Genomic DNA, 11,283 nt, shown 5'->3' on the forward strand with positions numbered 1-11,283 from the left:
ATCTCATAAAAATTATGTTGCATTAATGGGTACATTCTCTTAAGATTTTATGAAGCGAGGGAAGGCTGTCATTCATTGACAGGATTTTTTTGGTTTGATATTATGAAGCAGATATATCAGATGCGGGATGATTTTTGCATCTGCAGGCGGTGAGTAACAAATTGGTATCAGTGCCGGGTGTTAATCCCCCCATCTGATCTACGCTCCGCCAGGAGGTGCGGTGATTGGGAATAGAATGTTGTCAGCAAGGCTGACCCGAATCACGCACCAGGTCTTGCAAGAACGAGACTTGAACAGGAGGAATTATTATGCAGATAGCAGGTTTAGATTTAAGTATCGGGGCAATTATTATAATATTGCTTGTTTTAAGCATTGGCGCAGGAGCGGTGTCATTTTTTGCGGCCTTTATGGTCCAGAAGTTTCACAGAAAAAAAGAAGAGAAAAAAGGAAAGAAATAAAGCTTGATCAGGGAGGCAGTTATGGATATTCTAATCGTCGTGGATATGCAGAATGATTTTGTTACAGGTGCTCTGGGAAGTGATGATGCCAGAGCCATAGTTCCCCGGGCAGTGAGAAAAATCCAGAGTTTTTCCGGGGAAATAATATTTACACGGGATACCCACGGAGACAATTATCTGGAAACACTGGAGGGAAAAAAGCTTCCGGTGAAACATTGTATTGCCCATACAAAAGGCTGGGAACTGATTCCGGAGATTCAGAAATTCTGCCATAAGGAGCCTGTTGACAAGCCGGCATTTGGCAGCTTTCTTCTGGGGGAGACTCTTCGGAAACTCAATGAGCAGGAGCGGATAAGGACCGTTACGCTGATTGGGCTTTGCACGGATATTTGTGTAATTTCCAATGCCGTGATTGCAAAGGCGTCTCTGCCGGATGTAGAGATCATTGTAGATGCAGCCTGCTGTGCGGGAAGTACAAAAGAAGGGCATCAGTGCGCGCTAGAGGCAATGAGCCGCTGTCAGATACGTATTGAAAATCAGCAGCTATAGCCTTAGCATCCTGCAATAAGCCAAAATGTGTTAGTTGTTTTTTGGAGCTTATATGATTTTTTTCTTTTTAAAATATAGAATTTCCCCGATAATGACAGCTAGACTGATAATGATAACTACTCCATAGCCGTATTTTGTATCAAGTTCCGGCATATGAGTAAAATTCATGCCATACCAGCCGGCGATAAGTGTCAGCGGGAAAAAAATAGAAGTCAGCACAGTCATAAACTGCATATTTTTATTCTGACGGTGATCTATTTCTGCCTGATAGACTTCTCTGAGTGTCTGGCAGTATTCAATCAGCTGTACAGTTGTATCGTGGAGACGTCCGGTCCGGTCTCCAAATAAGCGTATATATCCCATCCGCTCATCATCGAAATATCCTTTTTCATTTTCTTCCAGCTCTCTGGAAAGATCTTCCATCTGCTCATAATAGCACCGGATTTTTGTAAGCTCTCTTCGATAAGAAAATAACTGGGGAAGCATGTTGTGGATTTTTCCGTGCATGACTTTTTCTTCCAGTGAAATCAGATGCTTTTCGTAATGTTCCAGCATTTCAAGGTCGTCTTTAATAAAATAGTGGAGAAAGCCGTAAAGAAACAGCTCCGGAGTAATTTCCTGGTGCTGGTATTTTTGTACTATTTTACAGATAATACGATCGGCCAGAGTTCCGCTGTCTATAATCACAATACTTTTTTCATTAATATAAAATACAAGCTCATAGGCAGTTTTTGAATGTTTTTCTTTATCCGGAAACAGAATGGTGCCAAAAATATATTTGGAGTAGATTTCTGTTTTACAGGAATGAACCTTTGTATATTCAAAGCCGGTGTATTCCGGAAAGCCAAGAGCCTTTTTTTGCTCTTCCCATTCTTCGGGAGTAAGAATAGCTGTAAAGTAGGAGCCATTGGCATCCTTTGGGTGTGTCAGTCTCTTTAGCTGGCCGTTTAGCTGATAAAACATCATAATGAAAACCTCCTTGGTATGTATGACTTGATTTCTGGGGTACTGCGAATCACGCACAGGTTCAGTATATACCTGTAATACCGGTAATTATACAAAAAAGGAAAAAACGGTTAAAAATTTTTAAAACTAGTTTGTGAGATCAATTCCCGGGGCAATTTAAAAGGGACTATTTACATCTTTTTAAAATCTGAGTAAACTTAAAATAATATCTATCGTTAAGGATGTGAAGCTATGAATGATTTGCAGATTGAATATTTTCTTGCCTCAGCTAGGAATTTAAGTTTTTCGAAAGCTGCACAGGAGCTGTTTGTGTCTCAGCCGGCAGTGAGCAGGCAGGTAATTGCGCTGGAAGAGGAGCTTGGATGTCCGCTTTTTGAGCGCAGAAATAAGGGGATTTTGCTCACCGGAAACGGAAAACTGTTTTATGATTTTTTTGAAGAGTACAAAACCTCGCTGAACAATCTGAAAATGCGTGCGCAGCTGTCTATGGAAAATAAAAACCGGATTATCCGGCTGGGGGTTATGAATAATTCTAATATTTCACATATACTAATACCGCTGCAGGAGATTTTTTACCGGCGGTTTCCTGATGTAAAACTGGAAGTCAACAGCTATGAGCCAAGAAAAGCGGTGGAAGCGCTGCAGGCCGGGAAAGAGGATGTGGTTTTGACAATTGAGCCAAAAGTTTTAAATATAGATGGCATTGCCTCCGAAATTATCACAGAGCTGCCAAGGGTGCTGCTTTATCATAAGAAGACACAGCAGAAAAATCCCGGAAAGGAATTAACGCCCAATGATTTTAAAGGAGAGGCGTTTTTAACTGTTTCAGATGAAGAATTTGATTATGTGACGGATTTAATCCGGGGATTTTGCCGTCCCTATGGATTTGTGCCCAAGGTGCAGCTTGTACACAGCACCGACGCTATGATTCTAGGGGTTCAGTGCGGACTGGGGGTGGCGATTTCAGATATCTGGTGCAGAGCCCTTGATAATGCAAGCTTTGGGTATCTGGAACTGGATTCCTCCCACCAGGTAAATCTGTTATGGAAAAATGATAAGGATGATCCGGCGCTGCGTGCATTTGTGGCACTTTTAAGAGAAATGGTTTCTGTAAAAAACAGTCCGTGAATCAGAAACATATTTCGGACAGGCATTCTCACGGTTGTATGCGTTTTGGCTTGACACAATGCACAAAAAAGTATAAAATTTATATGTTGTAGTTATGACATATATAATTTTTTAGTTGTTATATGTACAATGAAAATTAAATAAGGAGGTGCTCCTGTGCCAGGTATCATTGCAGTAGTAATTACAGCAGTGGTCGTTGCAGTTGTTGCTTCTGTCATCTCAGTTTTTGCCACCAAGTCCCACATCCAGAAAGTATCTGATGAGAAAATTGGAAGTGCGGAAGATCGGGCAAGAACCATTATTGATGATGCTGTGAAATCAGCAGAGGCGAAAAAGCGTGAGGCGATGCTTGAGGTCAAGGAAGAGTCCATTAAAACCAAGAATGAACTCGACAGAGAAATTAAAGACCGGAGAGCAGAGATTCAGCGCAATGAACGCCGGATTGTGCAGAAAGAAGAAAATCTGGACAAGAAGCTGGAGGCTATCGAGAAAAAAGAGGCCGGATTTGCAGCAAAAGAAGAAGAAATTAAACGACAAAAAGCTGAAGTTGCCAAATTAAATGAAGAAAGAGTACAGGAACTAGAAAGAATCTCTGGACTTACCTCCGAACAGGCAAAAGAATATCTTTTAAAAACCGTCGAAGAAGATGTTAAACTTGATACTGCTAAATTAATCAAAGAATTAGAGACGAAAGCAAAAGAGGAAGCGGGAAAGAAAGCCAAAGAATATGTGGTGACAGCGATTCAGAAATGTGCTGCAGATCATGTGGCGGAAACTACGATCTCAGTAGTACAGCTTCCAAATGACGAGATGAAAGGGCGTATTATTGGACGAGAGGGACGTAATATCAGAACCCTTGAGACCATGACGGGAGTGGATCTGATTATTGATGATACTCCGGAAGCGGTTATCTTGTCAGGCTTTGATCCAATCCGCCGTGAGGTTGCGCGGATTGCTCTAGAAAAGCTGATTGTGGACGGGCGTATTCATCCGGCCAGAATCGAAGAAATGGTTGAGAAAGCACAAAAAGAAGTTGAAACAATGATTCGCGAAGAAGGTGAGGCGGCATCGTTAGAGGTTGGGGTTCATGGAATCCATCCGGAGCTGATTCGTCTGCTGGGCAGAATGAAGTTCCGGACAAGTTATGGACAGAATGCATTGAAGCATTCCATTGAAGTTGCCCAGATCACCGGACTTTTAGCAGCTGAAGTAGGTGTGGATGTAAGAATCGCTAAACGTGCAGGTTTATTACACGACATCGGAAAATCTGTTGATCATGAAATGGAAGGCTCTCACATTCAGATCGGTGTGGATCTGTGCAGAAAGTTCAAAGAGTCTGCAACTGTGATCAATGCGGTGGAATCACATCACGGTGATGTGGAACCGGAAACACTGATTGCATGTCTGGTACAGGCTGCTGATACGATTTCAGCGGCAAGACCCGGTGCAAGAAGAGAGACATTAGAAACATATTCAAACAGATTGAAACAGCTAGAAGATATTACAAATAGTTTTAAAGGTGTAGATAAATCTTTTGCAATTCAGGCAGGTAGAGAGATTCGAATTATGGTTATACCAGAACAGGTATCTGATGCAGATATGGTATTAATGGCCCGGGATATATCAAAGCAGATTGAAGCGGAATTAGAATATCCAGGTCAGATTAAGGTAAATGTTATCAGGGAGTCGCGTGTAGTAGATTACGCTAAATAACAGACCATGAAAGTTCCAAACGATAAGAAACCCGCAAATGACGTCTCGTCATTTGCGGGATTTTTGTGTTACAATATAAGTATGAGAACCTGATTCCGTAAAAACTACATGTTCAAAATTTGTTAAATATAGTGAAATTCAGAGGATTAATTAAGAAAAAATTAATGTGATATGACTAAAAAAGAAAAAGTTTTCAATTTGGGGAGCAAAATGGGTGTCAAATGAATCACATATATGAAGAGTTTTACATAGCGCAGAGAAGTAAGGCGGGAAACATAATGAACAAGATTACAAATGATGAATTTGCGGATTATGTTGCAGCTTGTCAAAACGGAATGTACAGTTTTGCATTTGCATTACTGAAACATGAAGCGGATGCGCAAGATGCAGTCAGTGAAGCAATAGTGAAGGCTTTTGAACACAAGCACAAATTACGGGAAAGGGAAAAGTTTAAATCATGGATAATGGAAATTTTAATGAATGTTATACGGGCAATGATTAGAAAACAAAATAAATTGCTTGTGGTTCCAGATGTAGAAGCGTTAGAGACCAGTATCATTTCTGAAAAGAATTATGATAATCTTTGGGACGCGGTTATGAACCTGGAAGCAAAATTTCGAATGGTTGTCATATTATACTATTTTGAATCTTTTTCAACCATGGAAATCAGTGAAATTATTAAGGTTCCAGAAGGGACCGTCAGGTCAAGGCTGGCCAGGGCAAGGAATAAGTTGAAAAGTTTAATTGAGCTTTGATAGCTACAGGAGAATGACATGGACAATAATATAGATGATAAATTAAGGGAAATGGCCCAAAATTCTCATATTTCTATGCCGGAAAATTTTGAAAATGACATGGATCGTCTGGTAAAACAACTCTGCGCCGAATCCAGACGTGTTAAAGTCAGAAATCATTTTCGAAAAATGGTGTTAATTCCTATGTGTGGCATTTTATTTACATCTGCAGGTGTTTGTGCCGCAGTCAACTACCGGTATCAGAGAATGGAGGCTATGAGTTACGATGAACGGATTGCTTACGTTCATGAATTACAAAGTACGGATATCCAGGCAGATAGCTATAACAGAGATCTGACAGAGAAAGAAAAGAAGCGGTTAGACATTTTGAAGAAAGAGTATAGTTTATATGGAAAATTTCCCACTTCAGAATTATTGCGGCTTGCAAATAATAAATGGGTAGTTTCAAACAAACTCTGTTTTGTAAGCACAACCAGTACATTTTATTTTCCTGATCGTCAGATGAACGATGAAGAGCTGTTACAGCTGATAGACTTTTACTATAAACGAGATTATAGTATCTATTCCTATGCCTCTGCCAAAAAAACAGAAGTGTTCCAGGAAGCAAGTAAGATATCAGAAGATGAGGCGGTGGAGATTGGAATAGATAGGATTAAAGATATTTTTGGAGAGGATGTGTCAGGGTATAAATCTGAGATATTTACAATTGGAGGAACTCCTGATGAGGGAGAGAAAATGTATGTAATTGAATATTCTGGTGAAGAGAATCAATTATACAATATTAATATTTATGCAAATAGTGGTGCCTTTTATGAAATAAGAGAAGAAAAAGAAAGTACATATGAGAAAGGGATAAGGATTGATAAGAAAGATTTTTTCCGGTACTATAATCAAGTTAAGAATGAGTATCTAAATATGATTGTTGATGGTAAAAACCTTACGCAATCTTATATGGAATATTATGAAGTAGATGGACAGAATAAATTGTATAATGGAATACTTTGCTTTTATTTTGTTTTAGACGATAATAGAGCATGTATTATTGATTATAGTATTTCTGATCAATCTGTTTATAGAATCGCGCATTTGGACAATTATGATGCATTTGTGTCAAATGAAGAAGATGCTTTAAAATATTTTGAGAAAAATGGAATTAAAAAAGAGAAATTGTATTGTGAGTAATTAAAGGATTATTTATATAATTTAGAAAAAGTGATGTTTAGTATAATAAAGAAAAGAGGAATAATATGAGTAAAAAGTTGAGAAAAGTGATAGTTGTTATTAGTTTAATAGCAGTTTTTACATTACAATGTGGATTTGATTTTTCAAATAGAGATGTAAAAAGTGTTAACTATGATGTTGAAGAGCAGTCTGATTTTAATATTCAACCAAGATACGCTTACGCATATGTTAATGCAAATGGTTTAAGAGTTAGAAGTAGTGCATCAACAAGTGGGACCATAGTAGGTTTACTGTATAGTGGTGATAAAGTAAAAGTAGACCGTACAGTTACAAACTCAGAAGGTACTTGGTGTTATATAAGAGCAGTGGCCAATGGAGTGTCTGGTTATGTAAGTAAACAGTATCTTTCATTTACAGAATAGGAAAATACATGAATAAACATCACTTTCTATATACAAAATTAGGGTAAGGCAATGGCTTTACCCTGCTACTAACCAGAAAAAACTATGAATGAAGCGTACAGAAGAGGAGAATAAATATGGTATATATGACAAACAGTGAATTATTAATTATGAAATGTGTTTGGGATTACGGTGGAGAAATCCCAATGTCACAGTTAATCAAAGACCTGGCGGAGAAGTACAATAAAAGCTGGAAGAGAACAACGGTACGTACGTTTATTACACGTCTGGAAAATAAAGAATGTTTATATACATACAGGACCGGCAGAAATGCATTTGTTCAGGCGCTGCTTCGTAAAGAGGATTTTCGTACACAGCGGGCAAAGCAGATTGTAGAGTTCTGGTATGAAGGTTCTGCACTTGAGCTGGTATCCTATGTGTTTAAAAATAAAGAGATAACGGATGAGGAGAAGGGGAAAGTAAAACGCTATTTGAATGAACTGTAACATGCAGTTTTCCAGGAGAGAATATCAAATTAAGTTTATCTGGATTTTAGAATATATCTGATTATTTTAGTATTTTCATTTTTATTTCATTCCTGTTCTTTTGAATATTTTATTAGATTAATGCGCTAAGTTCTGTCTGTAAATTTGCAGAGGATTAGCGCATTAGTTTTGCGTTAGATTATATGGGATATAGAAATACTTAGGTTAAAACAAAAAATCCATGCATTAGCAAAACTAGAACGTATTGTTATTTCTGTAATTTTTTGAAAGCGTAGAAACAGAACAATTTTATATCATATAAAATATATTCACATTGGTCCCAAAATGATGTAAAATATGATGTAACCGATGAATGGTTTGATTTCAGATTTTAGATTTTAGGAGGTCCTTTATGTCAACAATGGAAAAAATGGTTATTTTTCACAACTTACTGGATGAAAATGCAAGGCCGGCTATGGAGCGCTGGTTTCGTAGATCTCATGTGCCGGATGTGCTGACGCAGTATCCGTGGACAAACCGCTATCTTTTATACCGCCCGGTTCCGGCTCCAAAGGGCGCTGAGGATGCAGGACTTTATACTTACCGGATTCATGAAAACTGGGCGTATGATATAAAACTGCGCCGGGGTCATAAAGGTTTAATCGGAATGACGCCGGAACCTTGCAGTAATGTGATCAAAGCAGATATTATTCATATTCCTGCAGAACCAACAGAAGATTTTCTGGGAGCTGACTGGTCTTATGAACAGCATCCTATTTTACGCTGGGTGATTGCATATCGTTATCCGGAAGGTGCAGATAAGGAAGCTTGTGATAAATTCTTTTTGGAAACCCAGGCGCAGGAAATTATGAAGATGCCGGGGCTCATACGGTTTTTTAGTCATAAAGCCATTGAGTTTGAGGGAAGCGCACTGCCAATTACAACAGATGATAATAAAGAGGAAGGTTCCGATAAGCTGAAAAATATGATGCGGCATTGGGACAGGCTGTCTGAATTGTGGTTTGAATGTAATGATGACTGGACAAATGCAGTGATTAACAATCCACCTGCTTTTACGAAGCCGGAGTGGGCAACTTCTGATAAATTTCCGTTTCTGGAACCGGGAGTGGATTTTGTTCATACGTTTCTTCTAGAATCACCAGATTGTGATTTTACAAAAACATTTACACCATTATATTATTAAGAAGGATTCAGGGTATATCAAAAACTATGCCCTGAATTTTTTTGTTCTTAATTAAAAAATGAGATCTTGAGATATTAAAATCAGTCCTTTTTTGGGATTATATAAAAATATTTGAAAAAAGTTAAAAATATAAAAAAATATCAGAAAATATATTGACAAAATGAATTAAAGTGAGTACAATAAAGACAACAAAAGAAGAGAAGTAAAAAAACAAAGGAAGTTTGGTCCTGGCGGGAAAGCCGCAGAAGAAATTTACATTCGAATCTGATTTAAGTAACAGGAGGACGGTCCAATGGGATAGTTAGCTGACAGATAAAATCCACTCACGATAGTGTTTATATAGATGATACCGGATGATATTACAGTAAATACTAAAAAGGAGTGATTCCAATGAAAGGCAGAGACCCATAGTTCTTTGAAAATCAAATAAGGAAAAGGAGGTTAATTAAGTGAAACTTCTGAATTATAGTTAAGAGAGCTGTCTGATGACGAGAAAGTCGGGCAGCTCTCTTAAATTTTGTTATTCAGAATGCTGTGATCTGTAAAGGAAAATCATATTATACTTAAATATGATAAAAAAATTTTTTTGATACTGGATTTTCAAATCGGAGTCTGCAATAATAAAAACAGACAATGGTGAGGAGATGGATTATGAAATACAAGAGAGTTGGAAAGATCACTGCAAAATGGGGAGCTGCTGCGCTGACGGCAGTTATTTTAAGTATGGCTGCGGGCTGCGGAACGCTGCTGCCGGCAGTAACAGAGCAGACAGAGATTGGGTCAGCAGTTGAGGCATCGAATAGGAGCGATGAAGAGTTATATAAGGATGCAGTAAAGGATGCAATGACAGTGGAGACAGAAGAGATTCTTCCTGTAGTGAGTCTTGCAGAAGGGGAACCCTATGCTGTTTACAATCATGATAAAACGAGACTGCTGTTATTTACTTATCACAAATATCCGGAAAGCTATCCCGACGGACAGGAGGTAACTATTGACTGGGGAGATGTCTGGACATTTACCGGCGGAGAGATGGCAGACTGGTATGCGGTAAATAAAAAAGATTTAAGAGATCCGGGAAAACGTTTCCGGCAGCTTTTAGGGCTGCCCACAGACAATATGGCAACACATTTTACCGGATTATGGGTAAAACCGGAGGATGTCATCCGGCCGGCTTATGTAACGGATATTACAGAAAAAAACATGTCAGACAGCTTTACATCAAATCCAGATGCGGAATATAAGGAATGGTTTGATGATAATATTATAGATAGTTATTTTGACGGCTCCTATCCGTGGACCCGGCTGGGCTATACTTATGACTGGGCTTTTGAGAGCGGCAGTGATTATGGATTGTCAGAATTTTTAATACGAGACGGGGCCCGGGCAGAGGTGGCCTATACTTGTACAAGGGAGGAGTTCCAGGAAAGGCTGGATTTGGGCAGCTGGCTGCCAGACTAAAGGAAGAGACAGGAGGAATAAGGTCATGGCAGATCAGACAGAGATTTTAAAGTTTCGGATTTTAATGTGCTTTGTTACAATGTCAGAGGAGGGATGCAATGTCACAAATCTGGCAAAGGTAATTGCCGTGGAGAAATATACGGTAAGCCGGATTCTTACGGCACTGGAAAGAGAAGGGATGCTTGACCGGAGCAGCCGTCGGAGACCAAAGCTCACAGGTAAAGGCAGAACAGAAGCTTTAAAATATAAAAACAGAATGGAAATAGCTATGAATCATCTGAAATATGAAGGTGTTTTAGAGAGCGTTGCCAGAAAAGATGCTTTTTATCTGGCCAGGTATTGTTCTGAGGAAACGTTTCAGGCGATTCAGAACGGGGAAGAGCGGCATCGTATGAAGTATATTTTCAAAGATCAGAGAAATTTTACCGGAGAACAGTTGTGTCAGCAGCTGCATGAAGGTAATTACCGGCTTCCTTTTGTGATTTACAAAGAAGATGCCAGGAATCAGCCTCCGGTATCTATGGCCAATGAAGGGTTTGAACATCCCTGTGAATTGATGGTGAGAAAAAAACGGGGAGTGATACGGCTGAAGGCTAGTTCAGTGGCCCATGGCTCTGCGGCTGACGGAAGGAAAATGCATGGAAAAATAGAAAATCTGAAGTATGAATGCGGGGGAGCTTTTTGGGATGCAGAACATATTGGTGATTTTCTGCAGTTTCCGGCAGATAGTATGCATTTTATGAATCTTGGCAGTTATCCTGATAGTTTGTATCATGGAACGGTAAAACTGAAAATGAGAAGTTCTGCAGGGACGGCCCATATGCCTGAGAGTGTGGCGGTTTTTACCGTGATATTTTAAGGGTAAAGTTTAGAAAATGATACATTTCGGCAATATATCAGCAGTAAGTGAGAAATAAACTCAACAGCAGAAGATGCAGTAATGCAACTTCTGCTGGCTGCTTTAAATATCTTAGAATCTGATTG

General features: G+C 39.0%; 12 protein-coding genes. 11 read left to right on the forward strand and 1 reads right to left on the reverse strand.

Annotation, left to right across the window (positions count from 1 at the left end):
• Positions 1-308: 308 nt before the first annotated feature.
• The gene (locus OCV88_RS14525) at positions 309-458 is read left to right on the forward strand and encodes a hypothetical protein (RefSeq protein WP_262591410.1); all 150 of its coding nucleotides are present in this window, start codon (positions 309-311) and stop codon (positions 456-458) included.
• Between the two features lie 21 nt (positions 459-479).
• On the forward strand, positions 480-1,007 hold the full coding sequence (locus OCV88_RS14530; protein ID WP_158426173.1) for a cysteine hydrolase family protein: 528 nt from the start codon (positions 480-482) through the stop codon (positions 1,005-1,007).
• A 48-nt stretch (positions 1,008-1,055) separates the two neighbouring features.
• Here OCV88_RS14530 and OCV88_RS14535 read toward each other — a convergent pair whose 3' ends face one another.
• Positions 1,056-1,973 (reverse strand): magnesium transporter CorA family protein, encoded by a 918-nt coding sequence (locus OCV88_RS14535; RefSeq protein WP_158426174.1) that lies wholly within the window; start codon positions 1,971-1,973, stop codon positions 1,056-1,058.
• Positions 1,974-2,204: 231 nt separating this feature from the next.
• Between OCV88_RS14535 and OCV88_RS14540 the strand changes: the two genes are divergently transcribed.
• The 9 genes from OCV88_RS14540 to OCV88_RS14580 all read left to right on the forward strand — a co-directional run bounded on the left by OCV88_RS14540 (position 2,205) and on the right by OCV88_RS14580 (position 11,158).
• The gene (locus tag OCV88_RS14540) at positions 2,205-3,101 is read left to right on the forward strand and encodes a LysR family transcriptional regulator (RefSeq protein ID WP_158426175.1); all 897 of its coding nucleotides are present in this window, start codon (positions 2,205-2,207) and stop codon (positions 3,099-3,101) included.
• A 156-nt stretch (positions 3,102-3,257) separates the two neighbouring features.
• Positions 3,258-4,814, forward strand: a complete 1,557-nt coding sequence (rny, locus tag OCV88_RS14545) for a ribonuclease Y (RefSeq protein WP_330671984.1) — start codon at positions 3,258-3,260, stop codon at positions 4,812-4,814.
• 278 nt (positions 4,815-5,092) lie between these two features.
• Positions 5,093-5,569: a sigma-70 family RNA polymerase sigma factor gene (locus OCV88_RS14550; RefSeq protein ID WP_262591412.1), complete on the forward strand. Its 477-nt coding sequence runs from the start codon at positions 5,093-5,095 to the stop codon at positions 5,567-5,569.
• An 18-nt stretch (positions 5,570-5,587) separates the two neighbouring features.
• Positions 5,588-6,751 (forward strand): hypothetical protein, encoded by a 1,164-nt coding sequence (locus OCV88_RS14555; protein WP_158426177.1) that lies wholly within the window; start codon positions 5,588-5,590, stop codon positions 6,749-6,751.
• A gap of 65 nt (positions 6,752-6,816) precedes the next feature.
• A complete protein-coding gene (locus tag OCV88_RS14560; RefSeq protein WP_158426178.1) occupies positions 6,817-7,173 on the forward strand; it encodes an SH3 domain-containing protein in 357 nt (118 codons plus the stop codon).
• Positions 7,174-7,289: 116 nt separating this feature from the next.
• Positions 7,290-7,658 (forward strand): BlaI/MecI/CopY family transcriptional regulator, encoded by a 369-nt coding sequence (locus OCV88_RS14565; RefSeq protein ID WP_158426179.1) that lies wholly within the window; start codon positions 7,290-7,292, stop codon positions 7,656-7,658.
• A gap of 391 nt (positions 7,659-8,049) precedes the next feature.
• A complete protein-coding gene (locus OCV88_RS14570) occupies positions 8,050-8,841 on the forward strand; it encodes a hypothetical protein (protein WP_158426180.1) in 792 nt (263 codons plus the stop codon).
• A gap of 651 nt (positions 8,842-9,492) precedes the next feature.
• Positions 9,493-10,299 (forward strand): hypothetical protein, encoded by an 807-nt coding sequence (locus tag OCV88_RS14575; protein ID WP_158426181.1) that lies wholly within the window; start codon positions 9,493-9,495, stop codon positions 10,297-10,299.
• A gap of 25 nt (positions 10,300-10,324) precedes the next feature.
• Positions 10,325-11,158, forward strand: coding sequence for a MarR family transcriptional regulator (locus OCV88_RS14580; protein ID WP_158426182.1), 834 nt, complete (start codon positions 10,325-10,327; stop codon positions 11,156-11,158).
• Positions 11,159-11,283 lie beyond the last annotated feature (125 nt).

This window comes from Brotonthovivens ammoniilytica, from assembly GCF_025566885.1.
Lineage (GTDB): Bacteria > Bacillota > Clostridia > Lachnospirales > Lachnospiraceae > Brotonthovivens > Brotonthovivens ammoniilytica.

What these genes read in the sequence shown, in the direction of transcription:
- OCV88_RS14525 (WP_262591410.1), top strand. Translation starts at nt 309, where the DNA reads ATGCAGATAGCAGGTTTAGATTTAAGTATCGGGGCAATTATTATAATA.
- OCV88_RS14530 (WP_158426173.1), top strand. Translation starts at nt 480, where the DNA reads ATGGATATTCTAATCGTCGTGGATATGCAGAATGATTTTGTTACAGGT.
- OCV88_RS14535 (WP_158426174.1), bottom strand. Translation starts at nt 1,973, where the DNA reads ATGATGTTTTATCAGCTAAACGGCCAGCTAAAGAGACTGACACACCCA.
- OCV88_RS14540 (WP_158426175.1), top strand. Translation starts at nt 2,205, where the DNA reads ATGAATGATTTGCAGATTGAATATTTTCTTGCCTCAGCTAGGAATTTA.
- OCV88_RS14550 (WP_262591412.1), top strand. Translation starts at nt 5,093, where the DNA reads ATGAACAAGATTACAAATGATGAATTTGCGGATTATGTTGCAGCTTGT.
- OCV88_RS14555 (WP_158426177.1), top strand. Translation starts at nt 5,588, where the DNA reads ATGGACAATAATATAGATGATAAATTAAGGGAAATGGCCCAAAATTCT.
- OCV88_RS14560 (WP_158426178.1), top strand. Translation starts at nt 6,817, where the DNA reads ATGAGTAAAAAGTTGAGAAAAGTGATAGTTGTTATTAGTTTAATAGCA.
- OCV88_RS14565 (WP_158426179.1), top strand. Translation starts at nt 7,290, where the DNA reads ATGGTATATATGACAAACAGTGAATTATTAATTATGAAATGTGTTTGG.
- OCV88_RS14570 (WP_158426180.1), top strand. Translation starts at nt 8,050, where the DNA reads ATGTCAACAATGGAAAAAATGGTTATTTTTCACAACTTACTGGATGAA.
- OCV88_RS14575 (WP_158426181.1), top strand. Translation starts at nt 9,493, where the DNA reads ATGAAATACAAGAGAGTTGGAAAGATCACTGCAAAATGGGGAGCTGCT.
- OCV88_RS14580 (WP_158426182.1), top strand. Translation starts at nt 10,325, where the DNA reads ATGGCAGATCAGACAGAGATTTTAAAGTTTCGGATTTTAATGTGCTTT.